At 59.5% G+C, this 17,736-nt stretch carries 12 protein-coding genes; 7 read left to right on the top strand and 5 right to left on the bottom strand.

Going from position 1 to position 17,736, the window contains the following annotated elements; translation table 11 throughout:
- Nucleotides 1-10: 10 nt before the first annotated feature.
- Entirely contained in the window at nucleotides 11-1,246 is a 1,236-nt protein-coding gene (locus IH881_14005) for an LL-diaminopimelate aminotransferase (protein MCH7868805.1), read from the bottom strand.
- A gap of 216 nt (nucleotides 1,247-1,462) precedes the next feature.
- Between IH881_14005 and IH881_14010 the strand changes: the two genes are divergently transcribed.
- Both IH881_14010 and IH881_14015 read left to right on the top strand, forming a co-directional pair.
- Entirely contained in the window at nucleotides 1,463-2,065 is a 603-nt protein-coding gene (locus IH881_14010) for a NapC/NirT family cytochrome c (GenBank protein ID MCH7868806.1), read from the top strand.
- Nucleotides 2,062-2,865, top strand: a complete 804-nt coding sequence (locus IH881_14015) for a hypothetical protein (protein MCH7868807.1) — start codon at nucleotides 2,062-2,064, stop codon at nucleotides 2,863-2,865. Before IH881_14010 ends, IH881_14015 begins: the two co-directional genes overlap by 4 nt.
- 20 nt (nucleotides 2,866-2,885) lie before the next feature.
- Here IH881_14015 and IH881_14020 read toward each other — a convergent pair whose 3' ends face one another.
- Complete coding sequence (locus tag IH881_14020; GenBank protein MCH7868808.1) at nucleotides 2,886-4,103, bottom strand: amidohydrolase; 1,218 nt, start codon at nucleotides 4,101-4,103, stop codon at nucleotides 2,886-2,888.
- A 120-nt stretch (nucleotides 4,104-4,223) separates the two neighbouring features.
- On the opposite strand from IH881_14020, the gene IH881_14025 reads away from it, so the two are divergent.
- Nucleotides 4,224-5,153 carry a DNA-3-methyladenine glycosylase 2 family protein gene (locus IH881_14025; GenBank protein MCH7868809.1) on the top strand — a complete coding sequence of 310 codons (930 nt, stop codon included), beginning with the start codon at nucleotides 4,224-4,226 and terminating at the stop codon, nucleotides 5,151-5,153.
- Nucleotides 5,154-5,160: 7 nt separating this feature from the next.
- Here IH881_14025 and hisS read toward each other — a convergent pair whose 3' ends face one another.
- Nucleotides 5,161-6,462: a histidine--tRNA ligase gene (hisS, locus tag IH881_14030; protein MCH7868810.1), complete on the bottom strand. Its 1,302-nt coding sequence runs from the start codon at nucleotides 6,460-6,462 to the stop codon at nucleotides 5,161-5,163.
- Nucleotides 6,463-6,615: 153 nt separating this feature from the next.
- Here hisS and IH881_14035 point away from each other — a divergent pair, with 153 nt between their 5' ends.
- Both IH881_14035 and IH881_14040 read left to right on the top strand, forming a co-directional pair.
- Nucleotides 6,616-7,938: a VCBS repeat-containing protein gene (locus IH881_14035; protein MCH7868811.1), complete on the top strand. Its 1,323-nt coding sequence runs from the start codon at nucleotides 6,616-6,618 to the stop codon at nucleotides 7,936-7,938.
- Nucleotides 7,939-8,169: 231 nt separating this feature from the next.
- A complete protein-coding gene (locus IH881_14040; protein ID MCH7868812.1) occupies nucleotides 8,170-13,710 on the top strand; it encodes a hypothetical protein in 5,541 nt (1,846 codons plus the stop codon).
- A 162-nt stretch (nucleotides 13,711-13,872) separates the two neighbouring features.
- Here the strand turns inward: IH881_14040 and IH881_14045 are convergent, their stop codons facing one another.
- Both IH881_14045 and IH881_14050 read right to left on the bottom strand, forming a co-directional pair.
- Nucleotides 13,873-14,367 (bottom strand): transposase, encoded by a 495-nt coding sequence (locus tag IH881_14045; protein MCH7868813.1) that lies wholly within the window; start codon nucleotides 14,365-14,367, stop codon nucleotides 13,873-13,875.
- Nucleotides 14,368-14,518: 151 nt separating this feature from the next.
- The gene (locus tag IH881_14050; protein MCH7868814.1) at nucleotides 14,519-15,919 is read right to left on the bottom strand and encodes a DUF1329 domain-containing protein; all 1,401 of its coding nucleotides are present in this window, start codon (nucleotides 15,917-15,919) and stop codon (nucleotides 14,519-14,521) included.
- A gap of 123 nt (nucleotides 15,920-16,042) precedes the next feature.
- Here IH881_14050 and IH881_14055 point away from each other — a divergent pair, with 123 nt between their 5' ends.
- Both IH881_14055 and IH881_14060 read left to right on the top strand, forming a co-directional pair.
- On the top strand, nucleotides 16,043-16,972 hold the full coding sequence (locus tag IH881_14055) for a HAMP domain-containing histidine kinase (protein MCH7868815.1): 930 nt from the start codon (nucleotides 16,043-16,045) through the stop codon (nucleotides 16,970-16,972).
- A 19-nt stretch (nucleotides 16,973-16,991) separates the two neighbouring features.
- Nucleotides 16,992-17,693, top strand: coding sequence for a response regulator transcription factor (locus IH881_14060; GenBank protein ID MCH7868816.1), 702 nt, complete (start codon nucleotides 16,992-16,994; stop codon nucleotides 17,691-17,693).
- The last annotated feature ends 43 nt before the right edge of the window (nucleotides 17,694-17,736 follow it).

Below are 17,736 nucleotides of genomic sequence, written 5' to 3' on the forward strand. Positions count from 1 at the left end.
CCCCCGCCCCCTAACTCCCCACAACCGCCGTAATACGCCGCAACGCCTCTTCCACATTCTCGCGTGAATTAAATGCGGAAATTCGAAAGTAGCCTTCCCCCGATGGACCAAAGCCCGAGCCCGGAGTTCCAACAACCTGTGCGCGGGAAAGCATTGAATCAAAGCAGTCCCACGAACTCTGGCCATCGGGTGTACGCATCCAGATGTAGGGGGCGTGTTCGCCGCCGAATACGGTGAAGTTTGCGGCGGCGAGTCCCTCGCGCAGCAAGCGGGCGTTTTCCATGTAGTGATGAACCTGCTCGGCGGTTTGTTCCCGGCCCTCGGGCGTGTAGGTGGCGGCGGCGGCGCGCTGGATCACGTAGGGAACGGAGTTGAATTTGGTCGCGTGTCGGCGTCCCCATAGCTGGTTGAAGGAAACGCGCTCTCCTGCTGCGGTTGTTCCCGTTAGGGCTTTGGGGATCACCATGTATGCGCAACGCACTCCGGTAAAGCCTGCTCGCTTGGAGAAGCTGCGCATTTCAATCGCGCAATCCTTGGCACCTTCGATCTCGAAGATTGATCGCGGGAGGGAGTCGTCCTGGATGAATGCATCGTAGGCGGCATCAAAGAGAATGACTGCGTCGCAGTCCTTTGCCCAGGCGACCCATGACCCGAGGTTTTCCCGGGTCGCGACGGCTCCGGTGGGATTGTTGGGTGAGCACAGGTAAGCGAGATCAATGGCTTCGGAGGGTGGAGACGGCATGAAGCCGTTCTCTTCGGTTGCCGCGAGGTACGTGATCCCGCTGTAGTAGCCTTGAGCGTCGACTTCGCCGGTGCGGCCGGCCATTACGTTTGTATCGACATAGACCGGATAACTGGGATCGGTCACGAGCAGCGTAGTGTCATGGCCAAAAATTTCTTGGATGTTGCCGCTGTCCTGTTTGCTGCCGTCAGAAACGAAGATCTCGTCCGCGTCGATATCGATCCCCCGCGCCCGGTAGTCGTGTTCGCAAATGGCGTCGACCAGAAAGTCGTAGCCGTTCTCGGGGCCATAGCCGCGAAAGCCTTTGTCGGTTGCCATCTCGTCGATGGCATCGCGCATCGCGGCGACGACAGCGGGAGCGAGCGGCAGGGTGACGTCGCCAATTCCGAGCCGGATGAGATCCACATCGGGATTCGCCTCGGTATAGGCACGCACCCGGCGTCCGATTTCTGGAAATAGATATCCGGCGGCGAGCTTGCGGAAGTTTTCATTGATTTTGGCCATGGTCTCGGTTCCTGATGTCGATTCGGGCGCGCAAGCGTAACCGATCAACGCCTTGCTTTCTTCCTCGCTTCCTTATCTTGGGATCCGGAGTATCCGACACTCCGAGACCCAGTGGGGAATGCGCTGTGTCGAAAGCGTTATGCTTGCCGCTCTTCGTGATCGCCGTAGTTCGAATCTGCAGTGCACGAAACGCGAAAGCGGGAGGCAGCTCGCGCAGTGGACAGCTGGAAGGGAATTGCGATCGGGTTGGTAGGCGTCGTGGCCGCTTGCGCGGGATGGCTCGTAACCGACGCGCTGGAGGCGAACAACGATTTCTGCACTGCCTGTCATCTACCGTCGGGCGCAGTGCTTCACGTGGGGATTCGTGAGGGTTTCGACGCCCGTCCGGTACACAACCTCGCCGGTGCCCACGGTTCCTCCAAACGCGAGTCCGAAGCTGGCGACCGGAATTTTCGCTGTATCGACTGCCACGGTGGGGTTGGCTGGCTGGGCCGGGCCAAGGTGAAGCTGTTGGCCGCGAAGGACGCCATGGTTTGGCTGACGGGAGACTTCGACGAACCGGATCATATGCAGTATCCCCTGGGCGAGGCCGATTGCAGGCAATGCCACACAAAATATGCGCTAGATATAGATGCCGACGACCTGTCCCAACGATTTCACGATCTCTCGGTACACAACGCAGATCTCGGCGTTCTCTGTGTTGAATGTCACACTGTTCACGATGGCGGGGACGATAGCGCTACGTTCTATCTGGATACCACGGGCGTGCGACAGCAGTGCGCGCGCTGTCACTCGGAATATCAGGAGGCGGTGAAATGAACGATGCAAGGTTCCTTGCACATATTGCGTTCGCGATCGTCATGGCACCGGCCCTTGTCTCGGCCTACCCGGGAGGTACACCCGATTTTCAAACGGACGTCATTCCCTACTGCGCGGCATGCCATTCGTCCCTCGACGAGGCCTCTCTTCAGGGAGCGGGCGAGCGAGCAGAAAAGGAAGTGGCAGAACGCAAGCACTTCGCACCGATCCTCGCCGGGGAGAAGGGCTATGGAAAGCTGAGTGAGGCGGAGCGCCAGACGCTGGTGACTCACATCAAGGCGGTCGATGCCAACTCGACGATCACGCTGGAATTTCCGCCGCAAGTCGCCAAAGGAGAGACGTTCCAGTTGACCGTGCGTTTGACCGGCGGCGCCGGACCCGTAGTAGGATTGGCGTTGGTCGATCGGCCCCATCGTTGGTATGCCCGGTCCGCCAGCGTCGTCGGCTGGGAAATAGTCGGAGCGCCGACCATCATCGGCCCCGATGGCGCTCCGCAGACGGAGTGGATGGCAAAGCGCCCCGAGCGCCTCGGCCGCAATCTCACCTTCGTCAATGTGACCGGGGTCGAGTCCGATGCGGTCGCCGGGACCTGGTCGAAAAGCAAGGTGATCTTCACCTTGAAGGCCCCCGACAAGGCCGGAGATTTCCCGCTGGTCGGTGCTTACTTCTACGGGACGGAAAAGGCATCGCCTTTGGGTTACGAAACCCATCCGATCTACGGCAAGCTGATTCGCGGGACCTACACCGGAAAGTCGGGTCGCGTGAAGTTCTCGCCCGCGCACGTCATTAGTGTCCGGTAGAGAAGGTCAGGTAGACAAGCTCAGGGCAGGCGCGGACTCGGCAGAGGATGCCGATACAGCTTGGCCGCGTTTTCGTGGGCAATCATTCGGATCTCCTCGACAGGCAAATCTCCCAATACCGCTTTCATGACTGCTTGGGTGTCGGGCCAGGTCCCGTCACCGTGCGGAAAATCGGATTCGAAGAGGATGTTTTCCACACCGATGGTGTGTCGGGTGGAAATGGTCGACGGGTCGTCGATCATGCAAAACCAAAAATTTCGCCGCAGGACGTCACTGGGCGAATTGTTCTTGTCCGGCCAGTTCTGACCATATCCCGAGCGCGCCATGATGTTGTCGACACGGTCGATCAACATGGCGACCCAGCCGATGCCACCCTCTGACATCGCGATCTTGAGATCCGGGTACTTCACGGGCCAGGGGCTCCACAACCACTCCGCGCAGGCAGATAACGCCATCGGCCCGAACAGAGTCGAACCGAGTTCGAGCATGGGAGCGCCCGCGGGCATCTTGGGGAAACCCGAGGACCCGATGTGCAGGTTCAAAACGGTTTCCGTCTCGGTGCACGCTCGAATGATGGGATCCCAGTAGGAGTCGAAAACCGACGGGTAGCCCAACTCGTGGGGCTGCTCGGGAAAGGTGACGGCGGTAAATCCCCGTGCCGCGTTGCGGCGGATCTCGTCCGCGCCTTTTTCGGGATCGGAGAGAAACGTGATGCCCAGGGGCACGATGCGATCCTTGTACGGGGAATACCACTCTTCGAACAGCCAATCATTCCAGGCATGAACACAAGCGAGCCCGAGTTCCTGATTCTTGGATTCGGAAAACAAGGTGCCGCCGAAACCCGTGACGCCAGATGGAAAGTTGACCGACGCGTAAATGCCGCCGATGTCCATGTCTTTGATGCGAGCGTCGATGTCGTAGCAGCCGGCCCGGACCTCGGAGAACCGACAGGGTTCCATGCGGTGATCTTCCTTGGGTCTGCCGGCCACGCACATGAAGCCGACCTGGAAGTACGGTTGCTCCTCGTACATCCAGACCTCGTGGCCCTCCTCGGTTTCGATCACCCGGGGTGCCTGATCCTGAAATTTCGCAGGCAGCCGACCTTCGAAGGTATGTTTTGGTTCGAGCAGATGATCGTCTACCGAGATCAATGTGTAGTTTACGTCGCGTGGCTCGGGGTCCGGAAGCAATGGGTGCTTCACGGGTCGCTTAATGCCGAGTTTTATGACTTTCACCATGGGCCAACACCTCCCGTATCACTGCGTGGTCGAACGTCGCCCTACATGTTCGGCGCGAAGCGATTTCACCGCAACCCGGCCTTGTGGCGAGTCGTAGACCGAACGGTCTAGGTTACCGCCGTGAAACGGATTGAATTCGAGCTGAAACCGGAACGCCCTTATTCGCTTTCCCGCACCGCGGCGCGCCTGGTTCGCTTTACCGAAGTAGTCGATCGCATGGACCCAGACGGTCAGCACCGTCGTTGTCTGCATTTGAATGGCAAGTTGGCGCTGATGAGCGTCGTCCAGTCGGGCTCTGCCGCCCGGGCCATCTTGCACATCCAACTCATCGGAGAAGCCGTCGACGATCCCGCATCGCGCGTCGCCGCTGAACGCGTGGTTCGACAGTCGCTCGGTGCCGGCTGCAAGTTGCGCCCGTTCTACCGAGCCTTTGGCGACGACCCCTTGTTGGCCGCTTCCATTCGCTCCCACCAGGGCATGTCTCTGTGCGGTGGAGCCACGCTGTTCGAGGCGATACTGACATCGATACTCGCGCAACAAGTCAATCTGAAGTTTGCGTATTCGATCTACGAGGCACTCACGCGACGCTACGGCGAGCGACTCGAGGTAGACGGGGAAACCTTCATTGCCTTTCCAACGCCTGCGCGCATCGCCCGGATCCGCGAAACCAGTTTGAGGAATTTCAAACTCAGCGGCGCCAAGGCCGGCGCGATTCGCCGGATCGCCAGAGCATTTGCGACTCGAGAACTCGAAGAAAGCGAACTCGACCGGCTGGCCGACGAAGAAGTGATCGAGCGCCTGATTGCCTACAAGGGGATTGGCCGCTGGACCGCCGAAACCTCGATGATGCGTGGCCTGGGCAGAGTGGACATATTTCCTGCAGGCGATCTGGGCGTCATCAAAAAGATCGCGGTGGAGATGCTGGGTCGCACAGAGAAGGTAACCGAAGCAGAGATGCGGGAGTTCTCGGAGCGCTGGCGTCCGCATCGAAGCCTGGCTTTGATTTACGCGTACGCGACTCTCTATTCGACGGACAAGACCGACAAATAAATGTTCCCTACTGCGGTGGCCCGGGAGCGAAGTCTGCGATCTTCTCTTCGCGTTCCTCGCCGGTGCCCAGTTCCCGCTGCTTGACCACGCCGCGTTCCAACTCGTCCGGGCCCAGCAGATACAGTTTCTTGGCGCCGTTGCGGTCCGCGTCTGCAATCACGCGTTTGAGTTTGGGGGAACCCAGCACCAGTTCGACCCGATGTCCGGCCGCTCGCAGCCGGTTGGCGACGCCGATTGCCGCGGATCGCTGTTCATCGCCAAAGGCGTAGACCACGGCGTCCAGCACTCGCGGGAGATCGGGCATGCAGCCCTTGTCCCCAAGCAATTCGGCGATCACCACGTCGCCGAAACCGAACCCGACCGCCGGAATGCTCGGCCCACCGAGCGTGGTGGTCAAACCGTCGTAGCGTCCGCCGCCGCAGAGCGAACGCAGGTCACCGTCGCTGTCGAAGGCTTCGAATACCACCCCCGTGTAGTACGCGAGACCCCGCACCACCGATGCATCGAAGACGATACGGTCTTCGATGCCATAGGCTTCCAGCATGCGCCAGAGACGCTGCAATTCCGCCGCGGCGTTCGAGTCTTTGGGCGCGGCGTGGATCGCGTCGTCCAGCTTGGAGATTGATAGCATTTGGACAACATCGCGAGCGGAGCTGGGGTCGAGGGCGATGGCACCTTCTTTGTCCACCAACATATCGATCACTTTGTCCGGACCGATCTTTTGAATCTTGTCGATCACGACGCACAGGGGTTCGAAGGCTTCGGGCCGATCCTTCAGCGCACCGGCGCGCAGACTCTCCTCCAATAGACTTCGGCTGTTGAGGCGGATCTTGACGTCGCCCTTGGCCAGGCCCACTGCGTCGACCAACGCGATCACCGCTGCGATCAACTCCGCCTCAGCCGAGACGTCCGCTTCGCCGTAGATGTCCATGTTCCATTGGTAGTGTTCGCGCTTGCGGCCCCGGGTCATGCGTTCGTAGCGCCAGTTCTGGGTGATCGTGTACCAACGAATCGGAAAGCGCATGCCGCCGGCCCGGGCCATCACCATGCGGGCGATTGACGGGGTCATCTCCGGTCGCAGCGCCAGATGCCGGCCGTGGAGCTCAAAGTGGTAGAGCTGGTCGACGATCTCCTCGCCAGCCTTGCGCATGAAGAGCTCGGCGTGCTCGACGATCGGGGCGTCCACTTCCTCGAAGGCGAATCTCTGGGCGATTTCGCGAAAGTGGCCAAAGAGCCAGTCCCGAAATCGCTGATCTTCGGGGTAAACGTCCCTTGTTCCGCGGGGAGGCTGTAGATTTTGCTGAGCCACTGCCGCTAGATAACACTTCCACCGGTCTCTCGCAGTTTAATCGATCCGGTGAGTTTGCGTCTCCCGGACCGATTGCTCGGCTGGGGGTGAGCCCCGCTGGATTTGGGCTGCTAAACCCCCTGTCGTCTCAATCAGAACACCGGAGGTTCCAATATGTACCGCGACGCAAAATTGACTGTTTCCCCAGTGCTCACCCGCTGTCTGGCGCTAGCACTGGCTTTTTCGGTCGTGGCTTGTGGGGAGTCGAAGGACAAGGAGGCCCCCGCCTCCGACCCGACCCCCCCAACTCCTGTCGAAGCAGCGGTCGCCCCCGATCTGCCGAATGCCCTGGTGCTCAGCCTGGCCTCGTTTGCACCCTACGTGAAGGGCAAGCCCCCGCAGACCCTGCCGGCGCGGCTTGAATTTCTGACCTTCAAAGACGGACAGTGGAAGATGACCCAGCTCGAGGACGAGGGGAGCGATGTTTTCCACAAGGCGATGCACTACACGGGCGCGGACGGAAAGAGCATGATCCTCAGCCTCGGCGGGACGGCTGCGAAGCTCAAGCTGTGGAGCAAGGGCGAGAGTGGGTTCGCAGCAGAGACGCTCTGGGAGAAGGATTTCGGCGGCAAGTTCAGCCGCATGCGGGACGTCGAGATCGGCGATCTGTTCGGAGACGGCGCCGCGTCCATGGCCGTGGCGACCCACGACCAGGGCGTCGTGGCCACGATCCATCCGCTGGCCGACGGAACTTACGAGGTGGTGGAAATCGACAGCGAGCCCGACACCTTTGTCCACGAGATCGAAATTGGCGACCTGGATGGCGACGGAGTCCTCGAGGTCTATGCCACTCCGAGCGAGCCGAACCGGTTGGACGGCTCACCGCAGTCGGGCATGGTTACGCGCTACGTGCCGGCCACAGGCGCTGGGCGCACGATCGTCGCCGATCTGGGCGATCGGCATGCCAAGGAAATCTTCGTCGGTGATGTCGACGGAGACGGGAAGGACGAACTCTACGTTGTCGTCGAGGGTCGCCTGAACAAAGAGACCAAAAAGATCGAGGTCAACACGGAGATTCGACGTTACGAAGCAGACACGGACCCGACCCAGGGAGTCGTGATCGGCGAATTCCCCGACTATCTCTGTCGCTTCTTGACCGTGGGTGACATCGACGGCGACGGCAAGCTCGAGATGGTAGCCGCGGCCTACAGCAGTGGTTTGTGGTTGTTGCGGCCCGGTGCCGATCCCATGTCACCCTGGAAAGTCGAATCGATTGACAAGAAATCCGGGGGCTTCGAGCACGCCGCGATTCTGACCGACCTCGACGGCGACGGCCGGGACGAACTCTACGTCGCGAGCGACAAGCACAAAGAGGTGCGGCGCTATACCTGGAATGGCAGTCGACTGGTTCGGGAGGTCATCTACCAACGCCCGAAGGGCGAGGGCGGGGTGTTCACCTGGAACATCATGCCGGTGCCGGTCGCGCTGGTGCCCTGATCCGGCCCGGGGCATAAGGGCCCGGACAAGCTCCGGACCCTGCGAGGTTTTTCGCCCTTTTGGCGTCGCTCGCTCAGCAGGGCCCCCGCAAAAATACATTGTCACCGAACCACTCTCGACGGTATAACTCCCGAGGGAGAGTGCTCCGCCGCGTGGGCCGCTCCCCCGAGCCCTGGGGCTGTGCTTTGTGGTGTGGTTGCGCGGGTTGTGCCAGCCCGGATTTCGGTTTTCGTGAATGGTGCAGAGCTGAATACAGGAGTGGAAGTCGGTATGCGCCTTGGGGTGGCCCAGTCAGTCGTACACCGCTCACTGCTGCTGATTGCCGCACTCGCGATTTTTACGCCCCCCGCGACAGCATTCGAATTCTTCGACGGACGTCTCGAAGCCCACGGCTTTTTCGAAAGCCAGTTGCGGGTGCTCAACGAAGATTTCAGCGAAGACTGGGATGTCGCCCAGTGGTATCAGGTGCTGAACGTCGAAATCGAACTCGACATCATCGACGACACCTGGATGGGAATCGATCTTCTTTCGGCGTTCGTGCGACTTGAAGTTCGCTACGACTGCGTCTATTCCCACGGATGCGGGATGTTCCGCTCGATCAACGCCTATGGAAACAAGGCGAAGAGTCTTCCTCGGCGCTTGAGCAACGGCAACGATCAGGATACCGCGGGCGTTCTCTTCATCGCACACGGGGAGCGTCTGTCCGGGGACACCACGGATCCCGTCGTGCTCAGCGACCTGTCGGGCTTTCGGCTGATTGCCGAAACCGATGGCCAGACGATCGCTCAGGTCACCGTCGGAAATCAGCAGGGCGACGACAATTTGCTCGCTCCCGAACCGGGCGAAGGATGTGAAACCGACAATCCCCAATATTTCAATTGCTACCCGGGTCCAACGCCGTTCAGTCTGAACTTCGAAGACTTCAAGGATCACAAATTCACTCAGATTCACACGCGCACCGGTGCGATCTCGCGCCTGGGGCCCTGGTTGCCCAAGAACAGGGTCGATCTCATCGGGAGCATGTCGGGGACTCCAAATCCCTTCGACTCCGCCGCGGTGAACGACATTCTGTTCGTGGGCTACCTGGACCACAACGACCGCCAGGTCGATTATCTAAACCAGTGGGAAGCCTCGGACTCTCCCTTCCCGCCGGGAGTCATGTTGGGCGATCTCGACAGTGTGTTTCAAACCGATCCGACGGTTGCCGTCACCGTGAACTTGACGTTTCCCGAAGAAGCCAACAATTCGATCGCGCTGCGCCTGCCGCTTCTGGTCAGCGACATCGCGCCCGGCATGAACAACGTCGATGCGGAAAAGATCGAGTACAACCTCGACGCTTCGGGTGCTGGAATCAGTTCGGAGTTCTTGCGAGCTGGAATGACCCCGCAGCAAGTAACGCTGACCTATCCCCAGCTCGGCGCGGGTGGGAACGGAGCCAAGCCATACCGCCCAACCTCAATCGTCGATCACGACGAAGCGTTCTATTTTGGACCTGACATCGAAGAGATCGAATTCAACGTCAGCTGCAACCAAATTACCGACGGCGGCGGTGCGGTCACCGGCACCAGTTGTTTCGTCAGCGAGTTGGGTTCGACGATCGAGTACGACCTGAACGGCGATATTGTCGACACGTCGGACTACAACCTCAGGTTCGAGGAGTACTACCACGGTCTGCAGGTCGCCCAGCGCACGGTATGCCAGACCGGGGACATGGGTTGTTTTGGGCGGGTCTTCGAGGAGGAGATGGACCGCGAAGGGTACGATGTCGAGTGCGGCACGAACCTGAGCTGCGGCGCCGCGACAGACAGTGTGCTCGATAGCGTGATCCAGCAGGCGTTCGAGAAAATTCGCTCTCTCGACTGTCTCGAATCACAGTGGGACTGCTCGGATCGACTGCTCGAAACGGTCGAAGACAGCATCACGGCCATGGAGGCTACGGGTCATGCTCTCACCTGTGATGCCGGGGTGGACTGCGACGAAGAAATTGCCAAGTACCTGATCCGCTTTGGCACCCACTACGTCATCAGCGCAACACGCAGCGATACCGTGGCTCGTGGCAACTACATTCCCAGCAAACCTCTCACCGAATTTCTCAACTCCGGCCGGCGCACCCTCTATCCCTTCAACATGTCACAGAGCGAACGGGCCTGGAATCGAGGCTACGCCCAGAAAGACGAAAAGGAACTGAAAGAGGCATATCTCGACATCGAATTGATGGATAGTCGGTTGTGGCTCCGGGTCGGAAAGCAGAGCATTGTCTGGGGCAAGACCGAGTTGTTTCGCACGACCGATCAATTCAACCCCCAGGACCTGGCACTCGCTTCTCTGGGCAGCCTCGAAGAGACGCGCATCAATTTGTGGGCCTTCCGCGGCGTCTACTCTCTCTACGAAATTGGACCGCTATCGGACGTGCGCGTCGAGCTCGCTTTCAATTTCGATGATTTTTCGGCCAGTGATCTCGGCGCCTGCGGCGAGGCCTTTACGCCCAACGTGGTCTGCCAACTGACCCTGGGCTCTCTGGTCCACGGTATGACGGGCATTGGCGTAGCCGGTATCGTGCTACCGCCATACCGCTGGTACGACCCGCGCGGTTGGGAGATTGGTGGTCGGGTCGAATGGCGCTGGGATCGCTTCAGCTTCGCACTGACCGATTTCTGGGGCTACAACGACCTTCCGACCATCGAGTTCATCAGCCACTTTTCACGCAACGTCGATCCGTTTTCAGGACGGCCAAGGCGCATGGGCTTCACCGGGCCCTGCGGCACCTTGGATCAGGACATCATCACCACCCGGATTGCGGCCGGCCTCGACCCAAACTCCAGCGACGTACAGGGGTACATCGACGGCATCAGTGCAAACGGAAGCGGAGGGTTCGGAAGCCCGTCGATTCTGGCGCAGTACCAGGCCGGCAATGTGCCGGAATCGTGCCTGCGTCCGGGGCCAACCCACCGTGAACCCTATCTCGCCGACTTGCCTTCCAACGCCAGTTTGAGTGATCTCACGGCGTCCGTGCTGGGCCTTCGAGAGTTGCGAGAGATACCGGGAGTGGTCAATCCCGAGGTTCAGCTCGCGCCCGTCAACAACAGCTACCGCGCTTTCATCACCGGCAATGCTCTCGACGAACACCCCGCGAACCTGAACTTCTTTACCTGGGTTTGTTCGTCGACAGTGGGTTTCTTGAGCTTGGACCCGAACGCTTGTGCGCAGACGGTGTTCGGCAGCACCCGGGATGTTGGCGGCATCGGCCCCATCTCGCTTTTGATCGGGGCGTTGGTGGGCGGGCAGCCGGCCAAGAACAATTTGCTGACCCTTCAGTCGGGCAAGACGTCGGAGTTTCTTCCAATTTCCATGCCCGTTGTGGCGCTGCAAACATTCGACGCGACGAACACCGACCTTACCGACCCCGGTTTGATCGCCCGACGAGAGATCGAGAACTACAACTGCTTCGATCCCCAGCACCAGGGGTCGGACTTCGATCCTCTGAACCTCAATTCGTCCAACGTCAACAGCATCGGCTGCGGTCTGGCCCAGGGAAAGCTCAGCAAATCATTGACCCCGGAACAGGAAGCGCTGCTCGGATGCGGCCCGTTCTTCGGTACGAACTGTGACTACTCGGGTCTGGATCTGCTCAACGCGGACGCCAGCGCGATGTTTCAATCGTTCTGGGGCATCGAAGGCACGCTCGAGTCGTTGAACATCTTTGAGAAACAGATGAGAACCGCGGGTCGTGGCGACGTTGAAATCTATCCCAGGACCGACGGCTGGATTCCGTTTCTGACTCGTGAACTCGACGCCAGTGGCAATCCACTGATCAATACCGTCGATCCGATGTTGCAGCCGGGTACGTTCCGCTGGCGGCAGGCCGGTATCGATACTCCCGTGTGTACGACGAACGATCTTGGCGGGCGCACCCGGACGGATGCCTCGGGCAATACGATCACGGCGCCGACCCGGTTGCCGGGGTGCAGAGGCCTGGTCGATTACTCGAGAGGCGACAATGGCCAAGCCGTGGTTCAGCTTCTTGGCGGATTCTTGTCGTTTGCCCAAGTTTTCATGTATTCCGGCGGCTCCAATCTTCGTGTAGGCAACGCCGCCGACGAGGTCTTGTTCATCAACGAAGATTTCTTCTTGTTCCACGCCTATGTCCCGGATTCGCCCGAGTTGTTTGACCCAGGGTCAGGCGAGTACATCAAGTATCCTGGAATCGTGTGCAGCCCCGATCCGGGTTCAATATGTCACGACAGCTTGGTTGGGTTTACTGACAAGCCGGAGTACCACAATCAATGGGACGAGGGCTACGACATCAACGTCGACGGCAGTCCGTTCGAACTCCACTTGAAGAGTGCAACTTCTTCGGGGGTGACACTGAGGCTGCCCGGCCAGGGGATCACGCTCGCCAATGCTGTTCCGGTCGTTGCCCCCCAGAACAGGCCGACCCCAAATTGTCCGGATTGCGCTGTGCTCAAGACCGGATTCGTCCCGGGTACGAATAACCAACTGGGCAATGGTCAGCCCTTTACCGGCGACATCTTCAGCAGTGAGTTGGCGGGTTTCTCTTATAACTTCATGATGCTCCTCGTCACCTTCGACGAAGATTTTCAGAAGATCATGCAGACGATCACCTCGGGACCCACTGGTCTCAGTTCCTCAATTCCAGTGGGCATTGGCGACACCTTCATCCTTCCCTACTACGTAAATGGTCCCGGCGCTGGACAAACCCAGGGCAACTGCCATGAAGACATCCGGGAACTTCCAGATCCGGGATCCGGTCGCTTCGACAACATCAGAATCTGCGGGGTCGAGCGCCGCCGCTTCGCAGTCCACTACGCCTACTCGGGAAACGAGTGGGGTACGCACGATCCCACTGAAGATTTCCCGGATCCCTGGCTCGCGCTCACCCAGGGAGTCGCGGAGTTCCGGCTCACCTACGACTATGTCGAAAATCGCTTCATCGGCATGGAGATTCTCCAGTCGGAATCTACCGAGGGAAGTGGGGAGTTCATCGAGGCGGGCGCTCATTGCAGCTTCGTCACGCCGCAAAACTGTGGGGTCATCCAGAACATCTTCGCCGTCGCTGGCGTTCAGCACCGCACGGTGAAGGCGGGGGGCAACGGTGAATTCGGTCGTCGAACGTTCATCTGGCACAGTGGCGGTGAGATCATCGCCAAGTTTGATCGACGCAATGTGCTCGGCCTCGCGGTCGACTTTGCCGAGGATGTCACCAAGTCGAACTGGGGCGTTGAATTCACCTGGATCGAAGGTGTCCGCGTCGCCGACTATGACGAATGGGATGGCCTGACCACGGTCAATGACTTCAACCTCACAATCTCAGTAGACCGCCCAACCTTCATCGACTTTTTGAACCCGAACCACACCTTCTTTTTGAACACCCAATGGTTCATCCAATATCGCGAAGGCTACAAGAGCAGCATGCCTTCAAACGGCCCGATCAACATCCTGGGACTCGTGTTCATCCAAACCGGATACTTCCAGGACCGCCTGCTACCCGCCATGATCGGCGTCTACGATTTCATGTCCGGCTCGGGTGCCGCACTACCCCAGGTAACCTTCCGCTACTCAGAGAGATTCTCCATAATCCTGGGCGCCAACATCTTCATGGGCAAAGAACAAATTCACGAGATGCCCATTGCGAGCGTCGCTCCCGCATCCAATCAGCGCGGGGAGTACGCCTACAAGGTTGGTGTTGAAAATGGAATTGCGTTGGTCCGGGATCGAGACGAGGTTTTCATGAGGCTTCGGTATACGTTTTAAGGGATGGCGGGTGCTGGCTGTTGTTGCGGGGCTTGGGCCCGCAAGTCTCGAGGGTCATTCTTCTTCCCAGCTTGGTTGCCCATTGGGCGGTTAGGGAAAAGGGCCGGTTTGGTAGTGCGGACGGGCTGGGCATCGGCGAGAAAGCTGGGTGGGGGAGAGCTTTTAGCCAGGTATTGCGGAGAGGTCGATTAGGCCGCGTCTGCGCCAGCCTTTGCTGAGAAGCCAGCTCGCTGCCTTGGCGACTCCTACATCTTCCTGGATGGATGCCTTCACGCGCAAGCTCTCAGAGCTTGCGCGCCAACCGTCGAACTGGCTGCCCGAAGAGGCCTCGTCAATCTTCACCGGTGGCGCATGACCGTTCCGCTGTTTGAAGTGCTTCCGAATGTTGAGAAGTACATAACGAAGAGCGTTGCGCACCTGCTGCGGCGAAGTGAGAAGCTGAACGTGATAGCGGCCTGCAATCACCTGACCGGTTCGCTTGAAGACACGATTCACAGCCAATGCAAAACGAGCAGCAATCGACTTCATGCCCCGGGAGAGGGCATCTTGAGACTCAGCCTCAACGATCATGTGAAGATGATTGTGTTGGATGGAATACTCAACCAGCCGAAAGTCGCCGCGCTCACACCCCTGGGCGAAGGTCTTCCGGACTTCCATTACGAGTGATCGTTGCCGAAGGTTCGAGAGCCCCTTTACAACACGCAACGTCAATGCGTCAGATAAACAAAATAAACACAACCACAACCCGCAAACTTTCATTCACCCCCTGTCCGCGCCACCGCAATGCCCATCAACGGCTACACTCCCTTCACCTTCCCCGCCCCAAACTATCCGAAGTCGTCATCGCGCGTTCTTCATCTCTACTCACAGCCGCAGTCTCCATGTCATACGACTCGCGACGCCAACCTCCCGCTCTCGCTCCTGCATCATAAAACGCGGCGGCCACCGGCAGGAAGGCCGATGCGAGTTCCCCTCCCGGCCACGTGGGGGCAGCAACGGAATCGTCGCTGAATTGATACGCCAGGGCGCCAACGTCGAGTAGACGTTGGCGGCTCGTCCGGGTAATCCAATAGAGCGGTTGCAACGTCTGGTAGTCGAGGTAGATCTTTACGAACGCGACGTCGAGATTTGGGACTCGGAGGGCTCCCTCCAGGATGACCGCATGGCGCAGGTCCCAGCGGTCGTTGGCGAAGGACAGGCCGCTCGGGCCGAAGTTTCTTTCGGAGAAAGTCGGGTAGCCGCTTTGGCTTGCGTTGATGGGGGCGAGGACGTCGGTTTCTCCCAATACGCGCCAGAGGTAGGCGTTGGCGCGCAGGGTGATGCCGATCATTCCGCGACGCATGTCTTCAGAGACTGCGATCGAACGTCCGGCAGTCGGACTGATCGAACCGCCGGCTCCAAAGACGAGGTGCCCACCCCCGTCGTCACCGGTCACGCTGTAGCGGGGAACGTAGAGTCCATCGACCCAGTTGATTGCGGCGCGTCGCACCTTCCTCATGGTCGGGATGTACGCGAAAATGTCGTCCGGCTCGCTGTAGCGTTTGTCGGCCTTTGTGGGTCGAAACTGACGCCACGCCAGATGCCGGGCGTTGAAGGGGCGCAGGAACTCGCCGCCGGCGGCTAGCGCCATCTTTTGTTTTTTGGGGATGTGGTAGTCCTGATCGGCGAGATCTGCCCGGTGGGACACCTTGAGCAAGAAAAACTTTCCGTCGTACACGTGCACGCTGCCCACGCGGTTGGGAAAGTCGGTAATCCGGAACGCGCCCCGAAAACCCGAGCCGATATATCGCTGCTCGAGATCGAATGCCCACTTGGCGCCGGCATCAGGGTCTTTGGGGTCGATCTGATCGGGGTCGAAGGGAAGGCCCGCTGTGTAGTTTGCGAGGTTCCCGTCTTTGTCGATCCGGGCCTGGCCTGCAAACTTGGCGCTGGCCGACCGGTAGAAGGCGGGGACTGGATAGCGGCGGTGACAGGGTCCGATTTCCAGTCGCATCCCCTCGTGAAAGAAGACTTCGCGATGCAGCCAGAATTCCGCGGGAATCAACTGCCGGAGGAGGATCAGGTCTTCCAGCTGCAACACCATGCCCGGTTTGATCGCGATTGCGACCGCGTCTTCCCGGGTTTCGTCTCTCTCGGGGTCGAGTGAAACTTCTGGACAGTCGCCCTCGTCGGGCAGGCCAGCGGTGACGAGGGACGGGCTGAAGCTCATCAGGCACAGCGCGCAGGCGATGAACAGCGAAAGGGGATGGGGCCGTCTTGAAGCCAGCGTTTGATCCTCCTCAGATCGGCACAGATGGTATCCTAACGACTTTGACTCCGTGCGGAGGTAAGTGTGTCCCGTCGATCCATTCTTCCCCCACTCACCGTGGGAATCGTCCTGATGCTCCTGCTGCTCGCCCTGGCGGTGGGCTGGCAGGTCATGTTGTGGAGCGGCATCGACCCGGTCGGGCCGAGATTCGACCGGCGAGATTGGCTGTTCCTCATCTTCGGAACCTTGTTCTTTCTGCTTGTCATGATCGGGCTCGCGGGCCTTTGCACCTGGTTGCTCCAGGAAATGCGCAGCAATCAGCGTCAACGGGCTTTTCTCGACGCGGTAACCCACGAGATGAAAACACCAATGGCTTCGTTTCGTCTCTACCTCGACACCCTCAAGCGACACGACCCTCCGGTCGAGCAGCGCAGAGAATTCATCGATCGCATGAGCGACGATCTCGACCGACTCGACCGCACGATCGCCCAGGTGCTGGACGCCGCTCGGGCGGAGGAGCAGGGCCGCAATCCGATTCGCGAACGCATTGATCTGACACAGCTGCTGAATTCCTGTATCGGAGAAGTGCGCAGCCGACACCGGTTGGCCCCGGATGCGGTCGACCTGCACGCGGTCCAGATTCCGACCGTTCGCGGCGATTCGTCGGAACTCGAACTGATCTTCAATAATCTGCTCGAAAACGCGGTCAAGTATTCGGACAATCCCGTGGAGGTGCGGGTGAAGGTCGAAGCCCTGCGCGACGATCGGGTCCGAGTCGAGATTGCCGACTCGGGAATCGGAATCCCACCGCAGGAGCTGCGCAAAATATTCAAACGCTTTTATCGAGTAGGTCGCGACGTGCAGCGAACGGTCGCGGGCCTCGGTCTGGGATTGTTCGTGGTGAGAAGTCTGGTGCGAAAGCAAGGTGGACGGGTGGTGGCGCTGAGTGAAGGCGCTGGCCGAGGAAGCCGTTTCGTGGTGACCCTGCGCACGGCGCCGCTGCAGACCCAATAAACACGGGGAAGGAAAGCTCTTGGCCAGAATTCTCGTAGTCGAAGACGACGAGCACATCGCAGACGGGTTGCGATTCAATCTCGAGCTCGAAGACCACGTGGTCACCCTGGCCGACGACGGTCAGAAAGCAGTGAATCTGCTCACCGACGAAAACCCCGGGTTCGATCTGGTGATCCTCGACCTCATGTTGCCGCGCATGAGTGGTTTTGAAGTCGCGCGCCGGGCCCGCGCATCGGGAAATTTTGTCGCCATTCTGATGCTGACCGCCAAGGATTCGCCCGAGGATGTCGTGCGCGGTCTCGAAGAGGGCGCCGACGACTACCTCACGAAACCGTTTCACCTCGATGAATTGCTCGCGCGGATCAAGGTGCTGCTGCGCCGAAGGCGCTGGGACGGTGTGGAAGGAGAGGGAGAGGGGCCGCGTAGCCTCAGTTTTGGCGAGGTTACTTTGCACTTCGATCGTTTTTTGCTCGAAACTCCGACGGGTGAGATTGAATTGACGACGCGAGAAATGGGTCTGTTGCGGGCTCTGATCGAGAGCGATGGTGAAGTGATGACCCGTGGCCAGCTATTGGAAGACGTGTGGGGGCTTCGGCCGGAAACCCGCACCCGAGTCATCGACAGCTTTATTGTGCGCTTGCGACGCTATATCGAGAAGGACCCCGCTAAGCCCGTGCACATCGTCTCCGTTCGCGGGCGGGGCTATCGCTTCGTGTCTTGAGCTCGCTTGTCAAGCATTTTTTCGATCAGACTCGATCGGCTCA

The sequence above is a fragment of the Myxococcales bacterium genome, assembly GCA_022563535.1.
Lineage (GTDB): Bacteria > Myxococcota_A > UBA9160 > UBA9160 > UBA4427 > DUBZ01.